The organism is Pseudomonas sp. BW16M2 (assembly GCF_014268865.1).
GTDB lineage: Bacteria > Pseudomonadota > Gammaproteobacteria > Pseudomonadales > Pseudomonadaceae > Aquipseudomonas > Aquipseudomonas peradeniyensis.
The window spans coordinates 1-23,091 of the sequence record NZ_JABWRI010000022.1; the positions used below are offsets into that span (position 1 = coordinate 1).

The 23,091-nt window shown below is 66.4% G+C and carries 21 protein-coding genes and 1 tRNA gene; 13 read left to right on the forward strand and 9 right to left on the reverse strand.

Going from position 1 to position 23,091, the window contains the following annotated elements; all coding sequences use genetic code 11:
* The coding region (locus HU735_RS18585; RefSeq protein WP_186714699.1) for a PAAR domain-containing protein at positions 1 to 231 on the forward strand (231 nt) is incomplete at its 5' end.
* 224 nt (positions 232 to 455) lie between these two features.
* Here the strand turns inward: HU735_RS18585 and HU735_RS18590 are convergent.
* The 5 genes from HU735_RS18590 to HU735_RS18610 all read right to left on the reverse strand — a co-directional run bounded on the left by HU735_RS18590 (position 456) and on the right by HU735_RS18610 (position 4,114).
* Positions 456 to 531: transfer RNA gene (locus HU735_RS18590), tRNA-Gly, on the reverse strand.
* A 64-nt stretch (positions 532 to 595) separates the two neighbouring features.
* Positions 596 to 1,156 carry a CDP-diacylglycerol--glycerol-3-phosphate 3-phosphatidyltransferase gene (pgsA, locus tag HU735_RS18595; protein WP_186714700.1) on the reverse strand — a complete coding sequence of 187 codons (561 nt, stop codon included), beginning with the start codon at positions 1,154 to 1,156 and terminating at the stop codon, positions 596 to 598.
* A 33-nt stretch (positions 1,157 to 1,189) separates the two neighbouring features.
* The gene (gene uvrC / locus HU735_RS18600) at positions 1,190 to 3,013 is read right to left on the reverse strand and encodes an excinuclease ABC subunit UvrC (RefSeq protein WP_050704747.1); all 1,824 of its coding nucleotides are present in this window, start codon (positions 3,011 to 3,013) and stop codon (positions 1,190 to 1,192) included.
* A 9-nt stretch (positions 3,014 to 3,022) separates the two neighbouring features.
* A complete protein-coding gene (gene uvrY / locus HU735_RS18605) occupies positions 3,023 to 3,661 on the reverse strand; it encodes a UvrY/SirA/GacA family response regulator transcription factor (RefSeq protein ID WP_028692526.1) in 639 nt (212 codons plus the stop codon).
* Between the two features lie 63 nt (positions 3,662 to 3,724).
* The gene (locus HU735_RS18610) at positions 3,725 to 4,114 is read right to left on the reverse strand and encodes a helix-turn-helix domain-containing protein (RefSeq protein ID WP_028692527.1); all 390 of its coding nucleotides are present in this window, start codon (positions 4,112 to 4,114) and stop codon (positions 3,725 to 3,727) included.
* A 568-nt stretch (positions 4,115 to 4,682) separates the two neighbouring features.
* Here HU735_RS18610 and HU735_RS18615 point away from each other — a divergent pair.
* From HU735_RS18615 to HU735_RS18665, 11 genes are all read left to right on the forward strand, one after another.
* The gene (locus tag HU735_RS18615; protein ID WP_096049868.1) at positions 4,683 to 5,990 is read left to right on the forward strand and encodes a UDP-glucose/GDP-mannose dehydrogenase family protein; all 1,308 of its coding nucleotides are present in this window, start codon (positions 4,683 to 4,685) and stop codon (positions 5,988 to 5,990) included.
* A 54-nt stretch (positions 5,991 to 6,044) separates the two neighbouring features.
* Entirely contained in the window at positions 6,045 to 7,577 is a 1,533-nt protein-coding gene (locus HU735_RS18620) for a glycosyltransferase (protein ID WP_238349847.1), read from the forward strand.
* A 16-nt stretch (positions 7,578 to 7,593) separates the two neighbouring features.
* Complete coding sequence (locus tag HU735_RS18625; RefSeq protein ID WP_186714701.1) at positions 7,594 to 8,757, forward strand: PilZ domain-containing protein; 1,164 nt, start codon at positions 7,594 to 7,596, stop codon at positions 8,755 to 8,757.
* Positions 8,758 to 8,766: 9 nt separating this feature from the next.
* A complete protein-coding gene (locus HU735_RS18630; protein ID WP_186714702.1) occupies positions 8,767 to 10,215 on the forward strand; it encodes a sel1 repeat family protein in 1,449 nt (482 codons plus the stop codon).
* Positions 10,212 to 11,657 carry an alginate export family protein gene (locus HU735_RS18635; RefSeq protein ID WP_186714703.1) on the forward strand — a complete coding sequence of 482 codons (1,446 nt, stop codon included), beginning with the start codon at positions 10,212 to 10,214 and terminating at the stop codon, positions 11,655 to 11,657. Before HU735_RS18630 ends, HU735_RS18635 begins: the two co-directional genes overlap by 4 nt.
* A 12-nt stretch (positions 11,658 to 11,669) precedes the next feature.
* Positions 11,670 to 13,097 (forward strand): MBOAT family O-acyltransferase, encoded by a 1,428-nt coding sequence (locus tag HU735_RS18640; RefSeq protein WP_062574494.1) that lies wholly within the window; start codon positions 11,670 to 11,672, stop codon positions 13,095 to 13,097.
* Between the two features lie 9 nt (positions 13,098 to 13,106).
* Positions 13,107 to 14,201, forward strand: coding sequence for an alginate O-acetyltransferase (locus tag HU735_RS18645; RefSeq protein ID WP_186714704.1), 1,095 nt, complete (start codon positions 13,107 to 13,109; stop codon positions 14,199 to 14,201).
* An 18-nt stretch (positions 14,202 to 14,219) separates the two neighbouring features.
* Positions 14,220 to 14,849: an alginate O-acetyltransferase AlgF gene (locus HU735_RS18650; protein ID WP_186714705.1), complete on the forward strand. Its 630-nt coding sequence runs from the start codon at positions 14,220 to 14,222 to the stop codon at positions 14,847 to 14,849.
* 30 nt (positions 14,850 to 14,879) lie between these two features.
* The gene (locus HU735_RS18655; RefSeq protein WP_186714706.1) at positions 14,880 to 16,274 is read left to right on the forward strand and encodes an alginate biosynthesis protein AlgX; all 1,395 of its coding nucleotides are present in this window, start codon (positions 14,880 to 14,882) and stop codon (positions 16,272 to 16,274) included.
* Between the two features lie 173 nt (positions 16,275 to 16,447).
* Entirely contained in the window at positions 16,448 to 17,533 is a 1,086-nt protein-coding gene (locus tag HU735_RS18660) for a polysaccharide lyase (RefSeq protein ID WP_186714707.1), read from the forward strand.
* A 14-nt stretch (positions 17,534 to 17,547) separates the two neighbouring features.
* On the forward strand, positions 17,548 to 18,981 hold the full coding sequence (locus HU735_RS18665; protein WP_186714708.1) for a right-handed parallel beta-helix repeat-containing protein: 1,434 nt from the start codon (positions 17,548 to 17,550) through the stop codon (positions 18,979 to 18,981).
* A 140-nt stretch (positions 18,982 to 19,121) separates the two neighbouring features.
* Here the strand turns inward: HU735_RS18665 and HU735_RS18670 are convergent, their stop codons facing one another.
* Both HU735_RS18670 and HU735_RS18675 read right to left on the reverse strand, forming a co-directional pair.
* Complete coding sequence (locus tag HU735_RS18670) at positions 19,122 to 19,553, reverse strand: GNAT family N-acetyltransferase (RefSeq protein ID WP_186714709.1); 432 nt, start codon at positions 19,551 to 19,553, stop codon at positions 19,122 to 19,124.
* Positions 19,543 to 19,929: a DUF488 family protein gene (locus tag HU735_RS18675; protein WP_186714710.1), complete on the reverse strand. Its 387-nt coding sequence runs from the start codon at positions 19,927 to 19,929 to the stop codon at positions 19,543 to 19,545. The genes HU735_RS18670 and HU735_RS18675 overlap by 11 nt, the downstream gene beginning before the upstream one ends.
* Positions 19,930 to 20,059: 130 nt before the next feature.
* Here HU735_RS18675 and HU735_RS18680 point away from each other — a divergent pair, with 130 nt between their 5' ends.
* Positions 20,060 to 21,676: an inorganic phosphate transporter gene (locus tag HU735_RS18680; protein WP_186714711.1), complete on the forward strand. Its 1,617-nt coding sequence runs from the start codon at positions 20,060 to 20,062 to the stop codon at positions 21,674 to 21,676.
* A 138-nt stretch (positions 21,677 to 21,814) separates the two neighbouring features.
* On the opposite strand, the gene HU735_RS18685 is transcribed toward HU735_RS18680, so the two are convergent.
* Entirely contained in the window at positions 21,815 to 22,510 is a 696-nt protein-coding gene (locus HU735_RS18685) for a glutathione S-transferase N-terminal domain-containing protein (RefSeq protein WP_186714712.1), read from the reverse strand.
* A 30-nt stretch (positions 22,511 to 22,540) separates the two neighbouring features.
* Entirely contained in the window at positions 22,541 to 23,056 is a 516-nt protein-coding gene (locus tag HU735_RS18690) for an N-acetyltransferase (RefSeq protein ID WP_186714713.1), read from the reverse strand.
* Between the last annotated feature and the right edge of the window lie 35 nt (positions 23,057 to 23,091).

Consider the following 23,091-nt stretch of genomic DNA (forward strand, 5'->3'; position numbering starts at 1 on the left):
CGCCACCTTTGCCCTCTCCACGGGGAAGGCACTGTCATCAGTGGCGCGGCCAATGCCACAGTGAATGGTCGTGCAATTGCACGCATGGGGGATGAGCTCAGCTGCGGTGCGGTCATCGAGACCGGTGCCGCGCATACGCTCATTGAGGGCAGTCCTGCGGCGCGCCAGGGAGACAAGACAAGCCACGGCGGGACACTGATAGAAGGTGAACCCGCCTGGCTGATCGAATAGGGCTAGCTAGAGTCGCCGAGCATCATCATGACGGACGCCACGCATGCACCCTGCGTGTGAAGAGGGAGACTGCCAGCGAGAACAGATAACCCGGCCACAATCAGATGCCCACTGTGGCCGGCCCAAATACTAAAATGAACCTGCAACCACCAAATCCCAGGCACAAAAAAAGAGGCCTTTTGGCCTCTTCTTTGTGATCCCAGCGACGCACTGCGGATCGAATTTGGAGCGGGAAACGAGACTCGAACTCGCGACCCCGACCTTGGCAAGGTCGTGCTCTACCAACTGAGCTATTCCCGCGTCGTGATGGGTGCCATTCTAGCGATTTCCAGAACGGCGTCAACCCCTTGATTCAAAAAAACTTTTACTTCTGCTCCGAACCTTCGCGCAGGTGCGGCCAGGCGGCCAGCAGGTAGTGCACCATCGAGATCAGGGTCAGGCCCGCCGCCGCCACCAGCAGCCCATAGCCCAGCACCACCCAGAAGGTCAGCAGCGGCGGGTTGGCCAGCAGGATCACCAGCGCCAGCATCTGCGCGGCGGTCTTCCACTTGCCCAGGTTCGACACCGCCACGTGGGCGCGGGCGCCGAGCTCGGCCATCCACTCGCGCAGCGCCGAGACGACGATCTCGCGGCCAATGATCACCGCCGCCGGCAGCGTCAGCCAGAAGTTGGCGTGCACCTGCACCAGCAGGACCAGGGCCACGGCGACCATCAGCTTGTCGGCCACCGGGTCGAGGAAGGCGCCGAACGGGGTGCTCTGCTGCAACCGACGCGCCAGGTAGCCGTCGAGCCAGTCGGTGGCGGCGGCGATGGCGAACACCGTGCTGGCGGCCATATAGCTCCAGTGATAGGGCACATAGAACAGCAGGATGAAGATCGGGATGAGCAGGACGCGTAGAACGGTGAGCAGGTTTGGAATATTCATCGGTACGACTGGCTGCGAGTTGAACCCGGCATTCTACTCGCTATGCAGGCTGGCATAAATCGACTCGGCAAGCTTTTTACTGATGCCGGGGGCTTTGGCGATCTCGTCGACACTGGCGCGGTTGAGCTCCTGCAGGCCGCCGAAATGTTTCAGCAGGTCGCGACGGCGCTTGGGGCCGACCCCGGCGACGTCCTCCAGGCTCGAGGTGCGCCGGGCCTTGCCGCGCCGGGCGCGGTGGCCGGTGATGGCGAAGCGGTGGGCTTCGTCGCGGATCTGCTGGATCAGGTGCAAGGCCGGCGAGTCGCCCTTGAGGGTGAACTCGTGGGCCACGTCGTTCAGGTACAGGGTCTCGAAACCGGCCTTGCGAGTCACGCCCTTGGCCACGCCCAGCAGCGTCAGGTCAGCAAAGCCCAGTTCCTGCATCACGTCGCGGGCCATGTTCAACTGGCCCTTGCCGCCGTCCACCAGCAGCACGTCAGGTAGCTTGCCCTCGCCGTCCTTGATCCGCCCATAACGGCGCTGCAAGGCCTGGTGCATGGCCGCGTAGTCATCGCCAGCGGTGACGCCTTCGATGTTGAAGCGGCGGTAGTCGGACTTGAGCGGGCCTTCGGGGCCGAACACCACGCAGCTGGCCACGGTGGCTTCGCCGCTGGAGTGGCTGATGTCGTAGCACTCCAGGCGCTGCGGTACCTCGTCCAGGTCGAGCACCTGGGCCAGCGCCTCGAAGCGCGCGGCCATGTGCTGGCGGTTGGCCAGGCGGGCGTTTAGGGCCTGCTCGGCGTTGGTCACCGCCAACTGCTGCCAGCGCGCGCGGGTGCCGCGCACCCGGTGGCTGATGCTGATCTCGCGGCCGCGCAGGGTCTGCAGCGCCTCGCTGATGGCGGCGAAGTCGTCGTGCACCACGTTGACGATCAGCTCGCCCGGCAGCTCGCGCTCGGCGTTGCCCAGGTAGTACTGGGAGAGGAACGCGGCCATGACTTCGGCCACCTCCTCCTCGATGCCCACCTGGGGGAAGAAGTTCTTGCTGCCCAGCACCCGGCCGCCACGCACGCTGATCAGGTGCACGCAGGCGCCGCCCGGGTTGACGAAGGCCGCCACCACGTCGACGTCGCCGGAGCCGCCCTCCATGTACTGCTGGTCCTGGACCCGGCGCAGCAGGGCGATCTGGTCGCGCAGCTCGGCGGCCTTCTCGAAGTTCAGGGCCATGGCGGCCTTTTCCATCTCGGCGCTGAGCTCGTTGCCCAGCTGCTGGCTGCGGCCTTCGAGGAACATCACCGAGTGGCGCACGTCCTCGGCGTATTCCTCGGCGGCGACCAGCCCCACGCACGGTCCCTTGCAGCGCTTGATCTGGTACTGCAGGCACGGGCGGGTGCGGTTGGCGTAGTAGCTGTCCTCGCACTGGCGCACCGAGAACGCCTTCTGCAACAGGCTCAGGCTCTCGCGGATGGCACCGGCGCTGGGGTACGGGCCGAAATAGCGGCCCTTGGCCTTCTTCGCGCCGCGGTGGATGCCCAGGCGCGGGAATTCGCCGTCGGACAGGAACACGTACGGGTAGGACTTATCGTCGCGCAGCAGGATGTTGTAGGGCGGCCGCCATTCCTTGATCAGCGTCTGCTCGAGCAGCAGCGCCTCGGTCTCGTTGGCGGTGATGGTGGTTTCGACCTGGGCGATGCGCCCCACCAGGGCAGCCGTCTTCGGCGCCAGCCCGGTCTTGCGAAAATAGCTGGCCAGGCGCTTCTTGAGGTTCTTGGCCTTGCCCACGTACAGCAGCCGGGCCTCGGCGTCGAACATCCGGTACACGCCCGGGCGACCGCTGCAGGTCGCCAGGAACGCGCTTGCATCAAAAGGTTGTGACATGAGGTGTGCTTACAGACTTGCGTCGACCATACCGTGGCGGACGGCCAGCAAGGTCAGTTCGACGTCGCTGGTGACCGAGAGTTTTTCGAAGATTCGATAACGGTAAGTATTGACGGTCTTGGGGGACAGACACAACTTGTCAGAGATGATCTGCACCTTCTGGCAGCCGACGATCATCAGCGCAATCTGGATTTCCCGCTCGGACAGCGCGTCGAACGGCGAGCCCTGGGGCTGGAACGACTTGAGCGCCAGCTGCTGGGCAATCTGCGGGCTGATGTAGCGCTGGCCGGCGAAGGCCAGGCGGATCGCCTGGACCATTTCGTCGAGCCCGGCGCCCTTGGTGAGATAGCCCGCGGCCCCCGCCTGCAACAGGCGGGTGGGGAACGGGTCTTCCTCGCACACGGTCACCGCGACCACCTTGATGTCCGGATGGCTGCGCAACAGCTTGCGCGTGGCTTCCAGACCACCGATCCCTGGCATCTTCACGTCCATCAGGACCACGTCCGGCTTGAGCTCGCGGGCCAGCTTGAGGGCGGACTCGCCAGAGTCCGCCTCCCCCACCACCTGCAGCCCGTCGATGTCGGCCAGCATGCGTGTGATGCCGGTACGCACCAGATCGTGATCGTCGACCACCAGGACCCTAATCAAGCAGACACCTCGTCAGTGGGGCGATTGGATCCCGCCACCTTAACAAAATTTTTCACAACGAACCTAGCGCAAAGCGTCATGGAAATATGCCTGCCGGTCAGGCCGCCGAATACGCAGCACTTGCGCCCCGCCCTCTTCGCCTGCCAGGCGGTTGAGCAGGTGCCAGACCGCGGCCTGGTCGGCCGAGGGCAGGCGGCGGAACGCGTCGAGCAGACGGTTTTCGTCGGACGTGAGGCTGTCCAAGGGCGCGGGGGTGTGCACGCCGCTCAGCACATAGAGCGCATCGACGCCCTTGCTGGCGACTGCCGCGAGGTAGTCCATGCGCGGCGTGCGTTCGCCGCTCTCGTATTTGCCCTGGGCGTTGGGCTCGACCCCGCCGATGTCGCCAAAGATACGCTGGGTCAACCCCAGGCGTTCGCGCTCTTCTCTGAGTCGCGGACCGAATCCGTTCATCTGCTTGCCTCCTTTGCATGAATGGAAGAAGGGTGCATCCCGCACCCGAGTGAATGCTTGCGCAGTCGTCCGGCACTATGCCAATTGGATCCAATCCTTGCAAGCCATCATTGCGCCACGGTCGGACGGCTGGGGGACATGGAAGCGCCCGACGACAGACGAAAATAGCACTTCCAAGAATCAGAAAGACCACCCAAGTCAGTAAAAAAGCGCACATCTAAGCGCGACTGAAACGGCTGAAAACGTGGCGAAAAGCGCCATTTTGGCGTCATTTTATCGGCACAAACAAGCATATCGATTTTTTGACGCCTAACTTTTATCTAACTTTAACTCGTTGTTTTTCAAGTAGTTTTTAACTTTCTCACAGCGCATTTAGAATTTATCAAAACAACAACACAACAAAGCTTGCCGAACTATCAGAAAACTCCTTAGGATGTAAAAAGACCACCAAGAAACAGCCTGCATCGCTATATATCTAGCGCGGCCTGATCCTGCGCGTCTGGCATTTTCAAAACTTCTGAACTGAGTATCTCGGCCGGCCTTGCGCCGCGCCTGGGGAGAGGGATCTATGAACATCAGTATCTTCGGACTTGGCTATGTGGGGGCGGTCTGCGCCGGCTGCCTGTCGGCACGCGGACACCAGGTACTGGGGGTGGACGTCGCCCAGGCGAAGATCGACATGATCAACCAGGGCCGCTCGCCCATCGTCGAGCCGGGCCTGGAACAGCTGCTACTCGACGGCGTGCGCCAGGGCCGCCTGCGCGGCACCACCGATGTCCAGGCGGCGATCCTGGCCACCGAGCTGTCGCTGCTGTGCGTCGGCACGCCGAGCAAGGCCAACGGCGACCTCGACCTGGTGTACATGGAAGCGGTGTGCCGGGAGATCGGCGCGGCCCTGCGCGACAAGGCCAGCCGCCATACCGTGGTGGTGCGCAGCACGGTGCTGCCGGGCACGGTGAAGAACGTGGTCATCCCGCTCCTCGAGCAGGCTTCGGGCAAGCAGGCCGGTCGCGATTTCGGCGTGGCGGTCAACCCGGAATTCCTGCGCGAGAGCACGGCGATCCAGGACTACGACTTCCCGGCCATGACCGTGATCGGCGAACTCGACAGCCGTTCGGGCGACCTGCTCGCCGCGCTGTACGAAGGCCTCGACGCCCCGGTGATCCGCAAGTCGATCGAGGTCGCCGAGCTGATCAAGTACACCTGCAACGTCTGGCACGCCACCAAGGTCAGCTTCGCCAACGAGATCGGCAACATCGCCAAGGCCTCGGGGGTCGACGGCCGCGAGGTGATGGACGTGGTCTGCCAGGACTACAAGCTCAACCTGTCGCGCTACTACCTGCGCCCGGGCTTCGCCTTCGGCGGCTCGTGCCTGCCCAAGGACGTGCGCGCCCTCACCTACCGCGCCAGCCAGCTGGACGTGGCGCACCCGCTGCTGGCCTCGATCATGGACAGCAATCGCAACCAGGTACAGAACGCCTTCGACCTGGTGACCCGGGCCGGCAAGCGCCGCATCGCCCTGCTCGGGCTGGCCTTCAAGGCCAACAGCGACGACCTGCGCGAAAGCCCGCTGGTGACCCTTGCCGAGCAACTGATCGGCAAGGGCTACGACCTGCGCATCTTCGACGCCAACGTCGACCACGCCCGTCAGTTCGGCGCCAATCGCCAGTACATCGAGCAACAGATCCCCCACGTCAGCGCCCTGCTGCGCAGCGACCTGCAGCAGGTGATCGACGAGGCCGAGGTGATCGTGCTGGGCAACAACGACGAGCGCTTCGTCCAGGCCCTGGACGTCGGCAACGGCAAGCAGGTGATCGACCTGGTCGGCTTCATGGCCGGCAGCAGCGACGCCCAACGCCACGGCATCTGCTGGTAAGGCACGCCGCCGCCCGCCGTCACGGCGGGCCCCGACTCAAGGAGCTACAACGCCATGGAACGACAGCAACAGCGGCCTTTCGCGGCCCCGGCGTACATGCGCGCGGCGGCCGCCTTCTGCGCCTGGGCACTGCTCGCCGGGCTGATCGCCCTGGCCGCGCAGATGGTCGCGCCACAGTACCTGGACCCCAGCCACCACCAGTTCATCTTCATCATCGGCACCCTGGGCATGTGGCGCTACGGCAACGCCATCGTCCACTACCTGCGTGGCATGTACTTTTTGCACTGGCGCTTCCCGCGCCTGCGCCGCCGGGTCGAACGCCTGGGTGACGCGGCCTTGCCGTCGCACATGTTCATGGTGGTGACCAGTTTTCGCATCCCCACCCACACCACCTTCAAGGTGTACCAGTCGGTGTTCCAGGAGGTGCAACGGCTCAAGGTGCCGTGCACGGTGATCGCCTCGATCGTCGAGAAGGGCGACGAGCAGTTCATCAAGGACATCATGCGCGACGAGGTGCGGGGCCGCGACGATATCGGCCTGGTGATCGTCCGCGCCCGCGGCACCGGCAAGCGCGACGGCCTGGCCCACGCCTTCCGCGCGCTGTCGCGGCAGATGCCGCTGGACGACGCGGTGGTCGGCGTGGTCGACGGCGACACCATGATGCTGCCCGGCTGCGTCGAGCGGGCGGTCAAGCTGTTCGCCGTGCTGCCCGACGTCGGCGGCCTGACCACCAACGAGTTCTGCGAGGTCGAGGGCAGCCGCTGGATGCGCCAGTGGCACTCGATGCGTTTCGTCCAGCGGCACATCAACATGTGCTCGATGGCCCTGTCGCACCGGGTGCTGACCCTCACCGGCCGGCTGTCGTTCTTCCGCGCCGGGGTGATGACCGACCCGGGCTTCATCCGCGACGTCGAGGCGGATTTTCTCGAGCACTGGCGCCTGGGCCGCTTCCAGTTCCTCACCGGCGACGACAAGTCGAGCTGGCTGAGCCTGATGCGCGCCGGCTGGGACACCTTCTACGTGCCCGACAGCCATACCCTGACCGTCGAGCACCCGCCCAGCGACAGTTTCTGGGTGGCCACCCGCCAGCTGATGTTCCGCTGGTACGGCAACTCGCTGCGGCAGAACTTTCGCGCCACCGCCCTGCTCGGCCGCGCGCGCCTGGGGCTGTTCACCCTGTACGTGCTGCTCGACCAGCGGGTGTCGATGTGGACCTGCCTGATGGGCCTGACCGCCTCGGTGCTGGCCGGCCTGGTGTTCGGCATCCAGTACCTGCTGGTGTACCTGTTCTGGGTGCTGGTCTCACGCAGCCTGGTGACGGTGCTGTTCGTCTTCGCCGGGCACCCGGTCAGCCCGATGTACCCGTTCGTTCTCTATTACAACCAGATCGTCGGTTCGCTGATGAAGGTCTACGCGATGTTCCACATGGACCAGCAACGCTGGACGCGGCAGAAGACCACCCTGGCCACCGGCAGCGTCGACTTCGACGCCAGCCTCAACCGCTGGTCCTCGAAGGCGATGCTGTGCTCCTCGATCGCCATCTTCTTCGGGGTCATCACCGTTCTCCTGGAACTCACGCAACGTTAAGGAAAGGCGCCTGCACATGAGTACTTCGAATACCCCGGCGGCCCCGGGCAAGACCGCGGCCAACATCGTCCACGAGGCCATCGACGAGCGTCAGTACGTGCGCACCCGCATGCACGCCCGGGTGCGCCTGTCCGGCGCCGGACGCGAACCGTTCGAGGCCGACCTTGCCGACATCTCGCTGGGCGGCATCGGCCTGCTGCACGAGGCGCCGCTGACTGTCGGCGCGCTGTACGACGCCTCGATCCAGCTGCGCCTGAACCAGGTGGACCTGTCGATCGACGGCAAGGTGCGCATCGTCTCCCAGCGCGGCAAGGAGGTCGGCGCGCAGTTCGTCGACCTCGACGCGCAGAAGCGCGACATCCTGCGCTACCTGATCAGCGCCTACCTTTCGGGCGAAGTCGCCGACATCAACGGCCTGTTCAACGTGATGCAGCGCGAGAACTACATCAAGGCGCGCAAGCACCAGCAGGCCAGCGCCCGCACCCCGGCCGAGCGCCTCAAGGCCGTGGCCGGCACCGCGCTGTACGCCGCCGCCGGCCTCGCCGCCCTGGGCTTCGTCGGCTACAAGGGCTACCTGCTGTTCTTCCGTGTTCCGGCGCTGCAGGCCACGGTGGCCGGCAATGCCCAGGTCATCAGCATGCCGGACAACGGCTACGTGAAGTACCTGCTTCCGGCCGGCGCCAGCGAGGTGCAGGCCGGCCAGCCGCTGGCGAACATCTCCACCCAGCTGGCCACCAGCTTCACCAGCCCGGCGGACATGAAGGCCCTGGCCGACCTCGCCCCGGGCGACCTGCAGGCGCTGCTGGGCCGCGCCAGCGTCGAGACGGTGATCAACAGCCCGTGCGACTGCCAGGTCTGGTACCCGTCGCCGCCGCTGGACGGCTATGGCTACAAGGCCGCGCCGATGATGCACCTGCTGCCGAAGAACGAGGGCTTGTTCGTGCGCGCCAACGTGCCGTTCGACAAGCTCGCCGATGTCAGCCGCGTGCGCTCGGTGGACATGCAGGTGTTCGGCCTCGACCAACACTTCAGCGGCACGGTGGTGGACGCCCGCTCCGACGAGCTGAACCACAACCTGGCGCTGACCATCCAGCCGGACAGCCCGCTGCCGGCGGCGGCCTACCAGAAGGCCGTGGCGGTCGACCTGTACCTGGGCCTGCCGTTCGGCAGCGGCAACTGAGGGCCGCTCATGAACGCCAAGAACGCCCCGCGCCTGTTGCTGGCCGGCCTCGGCCTGGCCTGGGCCGGCAGCGGCTGGGCCGGGCAGAGCCTGGAGCAGATCCGCTACGCGCTGTACAAGGACCCGAGCGCCGACGTCACGAGCGACCTGCGTGCCCTCGCCGAGCGCGGCGACCTGGCCTCCAAGCAGCTGCTCGGCGATGTGCTGGCCAACAGCGACAGTGCCAACCGTCAGGATATCGTGAGCCTGTACCAGGAGGCCTTCGCCGACGGCCACGGCCAGATCCCGGCGCTGGCCTCGCTGGCGCGCCTGCTCGACCGCACCCCGCGCCTGCAGCGCAGTCACGAAGCATGGGTGCGCCAGGCCCTGGCCCGCTACCCCAACGACCGTGATCCGCGCAGCACCAGCACCAGCCTGGAGGTGTTCCTGGTGTATCCGCAGCTGTTCCCCGGCGAGCGCGCCGCTGAACTGCTGGCGCTGTACGAACAGAGCTGCCTGCTCAACTGCCGTCCTGAGCTGTACCGCGCCGTGGTCGCCGAGCGCCAGGGCGACCGCGCCGCCGCCGAGCGCTGGTACCGGCAGGCGGCACGCATCGACCCGCGTGGCATCGAGCGCTACTACCGCTTCCTCGGCGAGCGCCAGGACCCAGCCTTCCTCGCCTTCGCCCGCAGCCTGGAGCCGGAGATGGCCAGCCTGCCGGTGGAGGTGGTGCAGCGCATCGGCGCGCTGCTGGACAGCATCCATGGCACCACCCGCGCCGAGCTGGACGCCGAGCGCGAGCAGCGCCAGAGCCGCGCCATGGGCCCCAAGGTCGAGCCGACGCCCGAGCAACTGGCCCGCGACAAGGCCAACGACCAGCTGCGCGCCGACGGCATCGCCGAGGCCCAGCGCTGGCTGGACAACGCCGTCGCCCGTGGCTACCTGCCGGCACAGGTGTCCAAGGCCAACTTCATGATTTCCAACCCCACCGAGCACAACGCCGAGCAGACCCAGGCGCTGATCGCCCAGGTGCGGACCAAGGACCCGACCCGGGCCAAGGCACTGGACGCGGCGTTCTACATGGTCAACAACTGGCTGACCCTGGATCCGCAAAAGTCCCAGGCGCTGATCGACGAACTGATCGCCGCCCATTACCCCGACGCGCAGCTGCTGCTGGGCGACCTGTACAGCAAGGGCGGCCTCGACCAGCCCGACCAGGAACGCGCCCTGGCCATCTGGCAGCAACAGGCCGAGCAGGGCTCGACCGCGGCCTGGTACCGCATGGCCACCGTGCACCTGCGCGGCCGGGCCATCTGCCACGACCCGGTCAAGGCCTACACCTATGCGCGCATCGCCCTCGACCTGGGCGAGACCCGCGCCCGTGGCCTGATCAAGCGGCTGGACAAGACCTTGCCCAAGGATGACATCGAGCGCGCCCTGGCCGCGCGCAACGATCTGTTGAAGGAGGCCACCCTGTGAAAGCCCATCCATCCCTGCTCGGCGCCCTGCTCGCCCTGGCGCCCCTGGCGGCGCTGGCGGGCGAGGAAGTCACCGGCCCCGAGGCCGACAGCAGCGCGCCGGTGCGCGTCGCGGCCGTTGACGGCAGCGAGCCGGTGATCACCTCGGAGTTCTTCAACAAGCTCACCGTGCAGACCGGCTACGGGCCGGCAGACTCCCAGGTCGGCCGCGACCGCGAAAGCTTCTACAGCCTGCGCTACGAGCCGTCGTTCGCCTGGTACTCGCCGGAAAAACGCTGGGCCAGATGGATGGTCTACGGCCGCCTGTGGCTGAACTACGACTCCAGCCAATCGAGCAACCTGGCCAACGAGTCGACCAACAACAATGAACGCGAGCAACCCGAGGGCTGGTACGCCGAGCTGCGCGAGCTGTACGTCAAGCGCAACCTGATCGGCGACGACCCGCGTTTCTCGCTGTCGTTCGGTCGCCAACGGTTCTACGACGACTACGGCATCTGGTGGGACGACAGCCTGGAGTCGCTGCGCTTCAACTACCAGGACACCTTCAGCGATGCCTTCGTCGCGGTCGGACAGAAATTTCGCAACTACAACACCGACGTCAATTCGCTGGCCGCAAGCGAAGCGCGCACGCTGTACCTGATGGGCCAGTACGCCTATCGCTGGAGCCCGAACAACCAGGTCGGCGTGCGCCTGATGCAGGAGAACGACCGCAGCGGCCACGACGTCGACGACCGCTACGACTTCAAGGGTTGGCGCTACGGCTTGTTCTTCAAGGGCGACAACCTGCCGCTGGCCAGCGACTACCACCTGGAACTGGCGGCGCTGGACGGCACGATGGACAACACCGCCGGCAACGGCGTCACCAGCACCGGCCACGGCAGCCGCGGCTGGGCGGCGCTGGGCGAGGTCGGCAAGCGTTTCGAGACCTTGCCCTGGACCCCGCGCGTGGCCCTGCGCGGCGGCCTGACCGACAAGCCGGACGACGACAACGACGGCTTCCGGCTCAACCCGATCCAGTCCGACCGCATCACCCGCCAGGGCTCGTACAGCACGCGCCTGACCAGTTCGTTCGTCGCCCTCGACCTGCGCAACCTGAGCTACTACGGCTTGGCCCTGGAGACCCGGCCCACGGCGCGCAGCGCCCTGGACCTGCGGGTGACCCAGCTCAACCTGCGTGATGAAGGCGGCGCCCTGCCGATCCGCATGGCCGCCGATGCCCGCGCCCGGCGCCAGGGCGAACTGAACGCCGGCCGGCACGGCAAGGGCGACAACGTCGGCCAGATGATCGACCTCAACTACTACTGGAAGATGTTCCCGGTAGCCCTCGACGGCAAGCACCTGGACGTCAACACCCTGGTCAGCGCCAGCTACCTCAACGCAGGCAGCGCGCTGGACAGCGGCGACGACTACCAGCTGAGTGTCGGCGTGGTGATCAGCTACTAAGGACCGGCCAGCATGATCTTCGCCTCCAACGTCTTCCTGTTCCTCTACCTGCCGCTGTTCCTGGCCATCTACTACCTGGCCCGGCCGCAGTGGCGCTCGCTGGTGATCGTCGCCGCCAGCTACGTGTTCTACGCCTGGTGGCGCCCGGACTTTTTGCTGCTGTTTGTCGCCATCACCGCCTGGAACTACGGCTTCGGCCTGCTCATCAAGGCGCGCCTGGACGCCGGCGACAAACGCCGCGCCCTGCGCCTGCTGTGGCTCGGCGTGGCCGGCAACCTGGCAACACTGGGCTACTTCAAGTACGCCAACTTCGGCGCCGAGGTGCTGGCCCTGCTGCTGGCGCCGCTGGGCATCAATACCTGGACCCTGGAGAACATCTTCCTGCCGCTGGGCATCTCGTTCTACGTGTTCCATGCCCTGAGCTACATCGTCGACATCTACCGCAAGGACGCCACGCCCACCCGCAGCTTCATCGACTTCGCCGCCTTCGTCGCGCTGTTCCCGCACCTGGTGGCGGGGCCGATCCTGCGCTACAGCCAGCTCGCGCCGCAGCTGCGCCAGCGCAGCCACTCGCTGGAGCTGTTCTCGCTGGGCGTGTGCCGTTTCATGCTCGGTTTCATCATGAAGGTGCTGATCGCCGACCGCCTGGCGCCGATCAACGTGCTGTTCGTCGGTGAAGGCACCCTGCAGTTCAGCGATGCCTGGTTCGGCCTGGTGGTCTCAACCCTGCAGCTGTACTTCGACTTCGCCGGCTACAGCCACATGGCCCTGGGCCTGGCGCTGATGATGGGTTTCCGCTTCCCGGAAAACTTCAACCAGCCCTATGTGTCGCAGAGCATCACCGAGTTCTGGTCGCGCTGGCACATGACCCTGGCGCATTTCCTGCGCGACTACGTGTACCTGCCGCTGGTGCGCAAGCGCGTGGCCGGCGCCCTGCCGGCGCTGGTGTGGACCATGCTGCTGTCGGGCCTGTGGCACGGCGCCAGTTTCGCCTTCATCTGCTGGGGGCTGTTCTTCGGCATCGGCATGGTGCTGGAGCGCAGGTTCAACCTGGCGACCAAGGTCACCACGCCCTATCACCTGGGTCGCAACCTGCGCACCGCGCTGCTGATCATCCTCAGCATGCCGCTGTTCTTCACCATGGACCTGCGCCACAGCCTGCAGATCTACCAGGCGCTGCTGGGCTTCAACGGTCTCGGTTCGCTGGAGCTCTACGTGCTCGGCGCCTCGAAGATGGCCATGGCCTTCGCCCTGGTGGCGGTCGCCTGGCTGATCCTGGCCGGGATCAACAACGTGCGCTTCTACGCCGGCAACAAGGAAGGCTACTTCATGCGTCACGTCGGCGTGCTGCACAGCCTGCTGCTGTGGGGGGGCTTTCTGCTGGCGCTGAGCAGCCTGGCGGCCAGTTCGTTCTCGCCGTTCCTGTATTTCCAGTTCTAGGAGAGTGCCATGTACCCGGTGATGAATTCGGCCGGCAAGGCCAACGGTGTGGTCTTCGCCCTGGCGCTGGCGGCGATGTTCGTCTACTCGCTGCCGCCGGTGCTGAGCTTCGCCCGCGCCCAGACCGACAGCTGGAACCTGTTCGTCGACGGCAAGCTGCTGCGCAAGTTCGAACAGGTCTACGACCAGCGCCTGTTCCTGCGCGAGCCTTCGCAGCGGCTGTGGGCCGACGCCCAGTTCCAGCTGTTCGACGAGGGCACCAAGGGCGTGGTGCTGGGCAAGGACGGCTGGCTCTACACCAACCAGGAATACCGCGTGCCCAACGACCTGGACGCCAGCCTGGCGAGCCAGCTGGAGCAGATCGTCAAGGTCCAAAGGCAACTGGCCGAGCACGGCAAGCACCTGGTTCTGCTGCCGCTGCCGATGAAGCTGGATATCTACGCCAGTCACGCCGCGCACGCCTTCGACCCGCGGGTGCACAGCCTCTACGACCGCTTCGTCGCCGACCTGCAGCTACGCCGGCTGGACGTGGTGCCGCTGCGCGACGCCTACATGCGCAACCTGGCCGGCCCACGGCTGTTCCTAAAGTCCGACACCCACTGGAGCCCGGACGGCGCGCGCCTGTCGGCCTATGAGCTGGCCCGCCAGCGCCCGCAGCTGCTCGGCGACCAGGTGTACGTGTCACGCAAGGCCGGCGACAAGACGGTCAAGGGCGACCTGATGAACTACCTGCAGTTCGACCATGCCCGCCTGGCGCCGCAGTTCGGCCCCAACCCGATCGAGCTGTACGAGACACTCCAGGCCGAACAGGACAGCGACGCGCTGTTCGCCGAGCAGACGCAAAGCCTGCTGCTGGTGGGCACCAGCTACAGCAAGATCGACGACTGGAACTTCGTCGGGTTCCTCAAGGAGGCGCTCAACCGCGACCTGCTGTCCATCGCCGTGGAGGCCCGCGGGCCGTTCGAGGCGATGAACCAGTTCCTCGCCGGCGACCAGTTGCAGAACCCGCAGATCGACACCGTGGTCTGGGAGTTCCCCCTGCGCACCCTGTTGGCCCACCGTCCCGGCGCGCTGGCCCGCAGCGCCCAGCCCGGGCATTTCTGACGTCCCTAGGAGAACCTGATGAAGCTTTCGCCCCTGTTCACCGCCCTGGCCCTGGCTGCCACCAGCCACGCCGCCCTGGCCGCCGAAGGCAATGCCGACCTGTACGACGCCGTAGCCCCGGCCGACTCGGCGTTCGTGCGTGTGCTCAATCTGTCCGACAACAACGTTGATGTGGCCCTCAGCGGCAAGCTCAACCCGCAGAAGGTCGCCCCCGGTCAGCTCAGCGGCTACCGCTTCGTGCCGGCCGGCGTGCACAGGATCGGCATCGGCGCCAAGGCCATCGAACCGACCCTGGCGGCCAACGCCGCCAGCACCGTGGTCTACGACGGCAAGCAGCTGCAGTTGATCGCCGACCAGTACGTCAACGAGCCGAAGAAGGCCCAGGTGGCCTTCTACAACCTGACCCCGGCCCAGGCCACGCTGCGCACCGCCGACGGCAAGCACGAGGTGGTCAAGGCCCTGGCCAGCGGCCAGACCGGCGCGCGCATGGTCAACGAGATCAAGATCGACTTCGCCGCCTATGTCGGCAGCCAGGAAGTGGCCAGCTTCGACGAGCTGTTCCTCAAGAAGGGCCGCTCGTACAGCTATGTGCTGCTGCCAGGCAACCGCAGCCTGAGCCTGGCCAACAGCATCGACCCGACCGAGTGACGCCGTGCCGCACGCAAGGATGACTGGCCCATGAACACCCTCCTCCCCCTCGGCCTCGCGGCCACCCTGGCCCTGCTCGGCGTGCAGGCAAAGGCCGCCGAACCCGCCCGGCCCGGCTGCGAAAACCTGCAGTGCATGGTCTGCCCGGCCCTGGCCGAACCGCAGCACTATGCCGAAGGGCGCATGAAGCTGATGCGCCAGATCGTCCCCGGCAAGGAGCGCTGGCTGTTCCGCTCGATGGTCGACCTGACCAATGACTTCGGCATTCCCGCGCCCATGCGCCCGGAGTTCGCCCGACTGATGGACGCGTTCCACCGCCAGGGCATCCAGGTGGCCATGGCGATCCAGCCGACCCGCGGCCTGATGCACCGCGACAAGCTCTACGCCGATCAGTTGCACGGGTTCGACTTTGCGCGCGCCAGCCACAACCTCGACAGCTACCTGGGGCAGCTGCGCCAGGCCGGCGCGGTGGTGGCGCCGATGATGCAGCTGGTGCGCCAGCCGCCCCAGGCTGAATACTTCTTCCGCCGCGACCACCACTGGACCCCGAGCGGCGCCGAGGCGACGGCCAAACTGATGGCCGAAGAGATCCGCCGCCAGCCTTTCTACGACGGCCTGGCCAGGAAGCGCTACAGCACCGAGCCCGGCGTGATGGTGCCCAAGGACGGCACCCTGAACCTGGCCCTGAGCTACATCTGTGGCAACAACTACGGTTTCCAGTACGTGCGCGGCTACCAGACCGTGCCGGTGGCCGACAGCAGCGACGCCCTGTTCGACGAGGCGCCCGACCCCGAAGTGATCCTGGTTGGCGACAGCAACGCCGCGGCCCGCGAGGACGAAAGCAAGCAGTTCAACTTCGACGGCTACCTGAAGCAGTACCTGGAGGCGGATGTCCTCAACTACGCCCTGCCCGGCGTGGGTGAGGACGGCTCGCTGCTGGAGTACCTGCTGTCCGCCGACTACAAGCCCGAGGCGCCGCCCAAGCTGATCGTCTGGGAGCTACCAGCCAACTACCGCCTGGATTCGCCGTTGATGTACCGCCAGTTGGTGCCGGCGATACACGGCGGCTGCAAGGCGTCCAGGGAAATCCTTGGCACGAAACTGCGGCGTCCGCCACTCAAGGTCGGCGAGCGCATCGAACTGCTGAGCAATGCCGGCGGCGCCCGGCAGGCCGTGTCCAAGGGCTTTCTCGATATCCGCCTGAGCGACAGGAGCGTCAAGGACTTCTACCTCATCGTCTATTACGACAATGGCGCCCGCGACAAGGTGTGGTTCCGCCGCGAGGCGGCCGTAAGCGGCGGCCAGTACTACCTGGAACTGAGCAAGGCCCCCGAGTTCGCCGGCGCCAACCTGCTCTCGGTGTTCCTCGAACCGACCAAGGCCGGCACCGCCGCCACCGAAGTGGAGACCCGCCTGTGCCTGTGAATAGCACCCACGCAACCCCTGTAGGAGATCACCCAGCCCTTCCGGGCTGCGCTGTCACGCAGGGAACAGGGTGGCAGCGTGGGAGCGGGCTTGCCCCGCGATCACCGGCTGAGCCGGTGCCAAACGCCGCATCGCGGGGCAAGCCCGCTCCCACGCTGCGCCCCCAGAAACTCATGCTCACTTTAGCAGCCCTGGTTTTGCTCGCCCCTCACGCCTACGCCACCCAAACCATCTGGCCCGCCCGCGCCACCGCGCAATCGGCCATGATCGCCGACTACCGCACCCTGACCTGCAGCAAGGCGCCGCCAGCGCCCTACACCGCCAGCCTGCGCCTGCAAAGCAAGTACGACCCGCGCGACGCCAGCAAGTCCACCCTGCGCGCCAGCCCCGACGCCGACAGCGAGCGGGTCGCCCGGCAGCTCAAGCAGTTCGTCGGCGGCCTGATCCAGGCCGGCAAGCGCTTCCAGAGCGCCAGCAAGCCGCAGCAGGCCAACATGGCCCTGGCCTGCCAGGACCAGTGGCTGGAGCGCTGGGCGCAAGCGGGTGCCCTGCTCGACCCGGACGCCAGCAACACCGGCATGGCCGCGCGCAAGTGGGCCCTGGCGGCCATGGCCGGCGCGGTGCTGCTGACCCAGGCGGCGGCCGACGGCAAGGCGCCGCTCAGCCCCGCGCAACGACGCTGGTTCACCCAGCTCGGCGAGCAGGTGATTCGCGAATACGACCCGCGCCGCCAGTCCACCACGGTCTATTTCAACAACCACGACTACTGGGCCGCCTGGGCGGTGGCCGCCGCCGGCATGCTGGTGGACCGCGACGACTTCATCCGCTGGGCCGACGGCAACCTGCGTCGAGGCCTGGCCCAAGCCGTGCGCCATGGCGACCAAGCCTACCTGCCGCTGGAAGTGGCACGCAGCAAGCTGGCCGCCAACTACAGCCAGTACGCCCTGGTGCCGCTGGTGCTGCTCGGCGAATCGGCCCGGGCCAACGGCCTGCCCTGGAGCGAGGACGACCAGCGCACCCTCGACCAGCTGGCCACCTTCGCCGCCCGCAGCGTGCTCGCTCCAGACACCCTGCCCCAGCTCAAGGGCCAGCGCCAGGCCGACGTCGCGCCCTACAAGCTGGCCTGGCTGATCCCGTTCCTGGCCCGCCGGCCCGGGCATGCCCTTGCCCGCCAGCTCTACGACAGCGAGGACGGCGAAGTGGACAACTACAGCCAGATCGGCGGCCCGCTCAAGCCGGCCTACCCCAACCTGCCTTGATCAAGGACGCTCCCATGGCACCGTTCAGCCGCTTTTCCCTCACCTGCCTGGCCGCCCTGCTGCTGGCAACGACCGCCCGGGCCGCGCCGGTGATGGACACATTGCCCAAGGCGCAGTATCAGCAGCAGCTGGAGCAACTGCGCCACCAGGCCCGCCAGGCGGTGACCTTCGAGCAGGCGCGCCGCCCGCCACCCGCGGGCCGTGCCAGTGTCAGCCTGCAACCGATGTTCTCGTCCCAGGCCGGCAGCTGGCCGTTCGAGCCGTTCGTCAACAACGGCCTGTTCCGCGCCATCGCCGGCTACCAGGCGCATCACCCCCAGGCCGTGGTGCTGCGCGGTGGCAGCATCACCCTGGCGCAGCTGCATGATGCGCTGCACGACCCACGGGTCCTCAAGCGCTACAAGGACGGCTACCTGCTCAGCTACCCGTTGATGATCGGCGCCGATGCCGGCCTGCGGCTGGAGGGCACGAGCCTCTACCTGTACAGCTTCTCCGGCACCGCGCTGATCAACCAGGGCTGGCTGGGGCTAAACCGGTCGACGCTGGAGAGCGTGGCCGGCGACAAGCCCGGCAACACCGACCGCGCCTGGCGGCCCTTCGTGGTGGCCTGGGCTGGCAGCCATACGCAGGTGATCGGCTCGACGCTCAAACGCCTGGGCTACAACGCCAACCTGTCCCGCGGCCTGAGCACCGCGCTCAGCACCCAGCAGCCGGCCAGTGCGCGCCCCGCCACGCTGCTGGTTGAGGCCAGCCATTTCAGCGAGCTGTCCAGCGCGGTGGAGTTGCAGCACAGCCAGGCGACCGTCGTCGACAGCCGCTTCGAAGGCTCGCAGCAGTACGCCATCGACGCCCGTGACAGCCAGCTGAGCCTGCGTGGCAACCAGTTGCGCGGCGTCGACAACAACAGCGGCGTGCGTTTGCGTGGCCAGACCCGGGCATTGGTCGAAAACAACCTGATCCTCGGCGCCTCCAAGGCCGCCATCGAGATCAGCGACCAGCGCGGCGCCGTGCTGCTGGCCGGCAACCGCATCGGCGACAGCCGTGGTCATGGCATCCAGCTGCGCAACCTCGCGCCGACGGCCGAAGCCCCGCTGCTGATCGACGACAACCTGCTGGCCAGCAGCCAGGGCAGCGCGGTGGACGCCAGCGAGGTCACGGGCCTGACACTGGTGGGTAACCGGATCGGCAATACGCCGGAGTACGCCATCAGCCTGCGCAACACGACGCCACAGCCCGGGCCGCTGGTGATCAGCGGCAACCGCCTGGGACAGGTGGGCAAGGCGGTGGTGCGGGTCGAGGGGGTGCGCGAGGTCGAGCTGGGGGGCAATCGCTTCGATGGCAAGGCGCTGCTGCAGAACCTGCTGACCGGCGACCTGCTGGCGTTGCAGGGGCCGGTGCTGGAGGCGATGCTGGTTCAGGGACAGATGGTCAGGGTGCGCCAGGACTGAAATACACCGCCCTTGTAGGAGCGGCCTTGCGTCGCGAAAGGGCCGCAACGCGGCCCCGGCGATCTTTGTTTTAACGCTGAAATCCTGGGGCCGCTCCGCGCCCCTTTCGCGGCACAAGGCCGCTCCTACAACGGATCGCGTCAGGGCACCGGGCGCTGCATCCGCACAAAGCACTCGTCCATCCCGACCTCGACGAACCCTCGGCGCTGATACAGGCGCCGCGCCGGGTTGCTGCTGAACACCATCAACCGCAGCCAGGGCAACCCGCGCTGCGCGGTCCAGCCGGCCAACTGCTCCAGTACCCAGCCGCCCACTCCCCGGCCGCGCTGCTCGGGCAGCAGGTGCAGCTCGCGGATATACAGCGCCTGGCGGTCCTGGCTGAGGCTGCAAAAGCCCAGCACCCGGTCGTCCTCAACCACCAGCCACTGTTCGCGCCAACCCCAGGCTTCGTCGAAGGCTTCCTCGATCCACAACAGATCGAATTCACGGTAATACGGCAGCATGGCGCGGCGCGTGAGGTCACGGGCGAACGTGAGGTGTTCGTCAGTGGCGGGGATCAGTTCAAGGGGCATAGCACACCGGCGAACTGGCCGGGCCACGGCGTTCCAGTTCATCCTCGAGCCACCGGGCCAGGACCTGGGCATTGTTGTGCTCGGTGTCCTTGCCGGCATACAGCAAGGTCAGGTCGCCTTTGCCGGCCAGGTCCAGCAGTGGGTACCAGTGCTCGGGGTGGGCGGCCAATTCCTGCTGGTAGCGCTGGGTAAAACCGGCAAAGTCGAACTCGCCGGCGTGAAACGCCTTGCGCAATGCGTCGGACGGCGCCACTTCGCGCAGCCACTGCCCATGCAGGTCCTCCTTGCGCGTGTTGCGCGGCCACAGGCGGTCGACCAGCACACGTTGGCCATCGCTCGCCATGACGGGATCGTACACCCGCTTGCAACAGATCATCGAAAACTCGCTTGGCAATTGCGTAGTGCCTTCTAGACTAGAAGTTCCGTTGACCGAGGTCACGCGGGAGTAACAGATTGTTTCTAGGATAGGAAACCTTCCCTTCTCCGTCGAAGCCCCCGGAGCCATCATGACAACTCCCTTGCTGGTCAGCCAGGACGCGCTGCCCAAGCTCGACTCCCGCCCCCACCTGTCCCACCGTCCCGGACGCGCCACCCTCACCCTGTTCTTCGGCCTGCTGCTGGCCGGCCTGGCCTACACCTTCTGGAGCCTCAAGCAGGATGTCAGCGCCAGCGGCACCGTGGTCACTACCGTCACCCCCTTCCTGCTGCTGGGCCTGGCCCTGCTGATCGCCCTGGGCTTCGAGTTCGTCAACGGCTTCCACGACACCGCCAACGCCGTGGCCACGGTAATCTACACCCATTCGCTGCCGGCGCCGGTGGCGGTGGTCTGGTCGGGGTTGTGCAATTTCCTCGGGGTGCTGCTCTCCAGCGGCGCGGTGGCCTTCGGCATCATCGCCCTGCTGCCGGTGGAGCTGATCCTGCAGGTCGGCTCGTCGACCGGCTTCGCCATGGTCTTCGCCCTGCTGCTGGCGGCGATCATCTGGAACCTCGGCACCTGGTGGCTGGGCCTGCCGGCGTCGTCCTCGCACACCCTGATCGGCTCGATCATCGGCGTCGGCGTGGCCAACGCGCTGATGCACGGGCGCGACGGCACCAGCGGCGTGGACTGGACCCAGGCCAGCAAGGTCGGCTATGCCCTGCTGTTCTCGCCCCTGATCGGCTTCGCCTGCGCCGCCCTGCTGCTGCTCGCCCTGCGCGCGCTGGTCAAGCGCCGCGAGCTGTACCAGGCGCCAGAAGGCCAGACACCGCCGCCCTGGTGGATCCGCGGGGTGCTGATCCTCACCTGTACCGGCGTGTCGTTCGCCCACGGCTCCAACGATGGCCAGAAAGGCATGGGCCTGATCATGCTGATCCTGGTCGGCACCCTGCCGATGGCCTATGCGCTGAACAAGACCATGCCCAACGAGCAGGCCCTGCAGTTCTCGGCGGTCGCCGAGGTCACCCGCCAGGCCCTGGTACGCGCAGCGCCGGCACCCGCACCGGCCGATCCGCGCCAGGTGCTGACCGCGTTCATCTCCGAGCCCAGGGCCAGCGCCGAGCTGGTCCCGGCGCTGGCCGCGCTGACCGGCATGATCGGCGAGGAAGTCAAAGGCTACGGCTCGCTCAAGCGCGTGCCGGCCGAGGCCATGGCCAACGTGCGCAACGACATGTACCTGACCAGCGAGGCCATCCGCCTGATCGACAAGCACCAGCTGGCCCGTTACGACGCCGACACCAGCCGCCACGTGCAACTGTTCAAGCGCCAGCTGGACGACGCCACCCGCTATATCCCGCTGTGGGTCAAGGTGGCGGTGGCCATCGCCCTGGGCCTGGGCACCATGGTCGGCTGGCGGCGCATCGTGGTGACGGTGGGCGAGAAGATCGGCAAGACCCACCTGAGCTATGCCCAGGGCGCTTCGGCAGAGGTGGTGGCGATGTGCACCATCGGCGCGGCGGACATGTTCGGCCTGCCGGTGTCGACCACTCACGTGCTGAGTTCGGGCGTGGCCGGGGCCATGGTGGCCAATGGCTCGGGAATTCAACGCAAGACACTGGTCAACCTGCTGATGGCCTGGGTGCTGACCTTGCCGGCGGCGATGTTGCTGGCGGGGTGCTTGTACTGGTTGCTGAACCAGACTCTCTGAATGTCGCTGAATCTGCAGGCGATCGCGCAGGAAACAAAGTTGTAAACATTACCAGCGTGGGAGCGGGCTTGCCCCGCGATAGCGATACTGAATTTTCCGACGCTATCGCGGGGCAAGCCCGCTCCCACAGATCCCCTGTCAGGCCGGGATCTTCAAGCCGCGCTGGACCGCCGGGCGCTCGAGGAACTTGGCCAGCACCCGCTGCACTTCCTTGAACTCGTCGAACCCCACCAACTCGCGCGCGTTGTAGCGCTCCACCAGGTTGCGCACCCAGGGGAAGATGGCGATATCGGCGATGCTGTACGCATCGACCATCCACTCCCGCCCCTGCAGGTGCCGGTCGAGCACGCCCAGCAGGCGCTTGGACTCATTGACGTAGCGGTCACGCGGCCGCTTGTCCTCATACGCCTTGCCGGCAAAGAAGTGGAAGAACCCCACCTGGCCGAACATCGGCCCGATGCCGCCCATCTGGAACATCAGCCACTGCAAGGTCTGGTAGCGCTGGGCAGGATCCTGGCTGAGTAACTGCCCGCTCTTCTCGGCCAGGTACTGCAGGATCGCCCCCGACTCGAACAACGGCAGCGGCTGACCACCAGGGCCATCGGGATCGAGGATTGCCGGAATCTTGTTGTTGGCGCTCAGGGAGATGAACTCGGGGCTCAGCTGGTCGTCGTTGTCGAAGCTGACCTTGTGCACCTCGTAGGGCAGGCCGATCTCCTCGAGCATGATCGAGACCTTGACGCCGTTGGGCGTGGCCAGCGAATACAGTTGCAGGCGCTCGGGCTGCCGGGCCGGCCATTTGCGGGTGATGAGGAATACGGAAAGATCGGTCATGTTCGCGCCCTGAAGGTTGAGGGACTCAATTTAAAGACTGCCGGGCGTCCTGACCATCACCCAGTCTCGGTGCCGCTCGTCACCGCAGGGAAAGATCGCCTCGCCCACCTTGCGAAAGCCATTGCGCCCATAGAAACGGATGGCCCTGGCGTTGAGTTCATTGACAGTCAGGCGGACCGGGCCACCAGTGTGGGCCAGGGTAGCCTCGAGCAGCGACTGCGCGGCGCCTGTGCCGTGTGCGGCAGGCAGCACATAGCAACGGGAAATCTCCACCAGCTGATCGGCCTCGGCGATCCCCAGCTCACCGGGCGCCAGGTCGAGCATGCTGTAGCCCAGGACCTGGCCATCCTGCTCGACCACCAGCAGGCGCTTGTGCGGGTGGCACAGGTGCGCCTGGAAATGCTCGGGCTGCAGGTTGTGGGCGATGTAGTGCTGCTGCGCCGCGGGAGTGCTGTCGGGCGGGCTGGCCAGGGCGAAGGTGGCCTGGCCGATGTGGCTCAGGACTGCGCAATCGTCGCTGCGGGCCGGGCGGATCTGGTAGGGCATGGCAACATCCTGTCGGGCATCCGGATCACCCTCGA

What these genes read in the sequence shown, in the direction of transcription:
- pgsA (WP_186714700.1), bottom strand. Translation starts at nt 1,156, where the DNA reads ATGAATATTCCAAACCTGCTCACCGTTCTACGCGTCCTGCTCATCCCG.
- uvrC (WP_050704747.1), bottom strand. Translation starts at nt 3,013, where the DNA reads ATGTCACAACCTTTTGATGCAAGCGCGTTCCTGGCGACCTGCAGCGGT.
- HU735_RS18610 (WP_028692527.1), bottom strand. Translation starts at nt 4,114, where the DNA reads ATGAACGGATTCGGTCCGCGACTCAGAGAAGAGCGCGAACGCCTGGGG.
- HU735_RS18615 (WP_096049868.1), top strand. Translation starts at nt 4,683, where the DNA reads ATGAACATCAGTATCTTCGGACTTGGCTATGTGGGGGCGGTCTGCGCC.
- HU735_RS18620 (WP_238349847.1), top strand. Translation starts at nt 6,045, where the DNA reads ATGGAACGACAGCAACAGCGGCCTTTCGCGGCCCCGGCGTACATGCGC.
- HU735_RS18625 (WP_186714701.1), top strand. Translation starts at nt 7,594, where the DNA reads ATGAGTACTTCGAATACCCCGGCGGCCCCGGGCAAGACCGCGGCCAAC.
- HU735_RS18630 (WP_186714702.1), top strand. Translation starts at nt 8,767, where the DNA reads ATGAACGCCAAGAACGCCCCGCGCCTGTTGCTGGCCGGCCTCGGCCTG.
- HU735_RS18640 (WP_062574494.1), top strand. Translation starts at nt 11,670, where the DNA reads ATGATCTTCGCCTCCAACGTCTTCCTGTTCCTCTACCTGCCGCTGTTC.
- HU735_RS18645 (WP_186714704.1), top strand. Translation starts at nt 13,107, where the DNA reads ATGTACCCGGTGATGAATTCGGCCGGCAAGGCCAACGGTGTGGTCTTC.
- HU735_RS18650 (WP_186714705.1), top strand. Translation starts at nt 14,220, where the DNA reads ATGAAGCTTTCGCCCCTGTTCACCGCCCTGGCCCTGGCTGCCACCAGC.
- HU735_RS18655 (WP_186714706.1), top strand. Translation starts at nt 14,880, where the DNA reads ATGAACACCCTCCTCCCCCTCGGCCTCGCGGCCACCCTGGCCCTGCTC.
- HU735_RS18660 (WP_186714707.1), top strand. Translation starts at nt 16,448, where the DNA reads ATGCTCACTTTAGCAGCCCTGGTTTTGCTCGCCCCTCACGCCTACGCC.
- HU735_RS18665 (WP_186714708.1), top strand. Translation starts at nt 17,548, where the DNA reads ATGGCACCGTTCAGCCGCTTTTCCCTCACCTGCCTGGCCGCCCTGCTG.
- HU735_RS18670 (WP_186714709.1), bottom strand. Translation starts at nt 19,553, where the DNA reads ATGCCCCTTGAACTGATCCCCGCCACTGACGAACACCTCACGTTCGCC.
- HU735_RS18675 (WP_186714710.1), bottom strand. Translation starts at nt 19,929, where the DNA reads ATGATCTGTTGCAAGCGGGTGTACGATCCCGTCATGGCGAGCGATGGC.
- HU735_RS18680 (WP_186714711.1), top strand. Translation starts at nt 20,060, where the DNA reads ATGACAACTCCCTTGCTGGTCAGCCAGGACGCGCTGCCCAAGCTCGAC.
- HU735_RS18685 (WP_186714712.1), bottom strand. Translation starts at nt 22,510, where the DNA reads ATGACCGATCTTTCCGTATTCCTCATCACCCGCAAATGGCCGGCCCGG.
- HU735_RS18690 (WP_186714713.1), bottom strand. Translation starts at nt 23,056, where the DNA reads ATGCCCTACCAGATCCGCCCGGCCCGCAGCGACGATTGCGCAGTCCTG.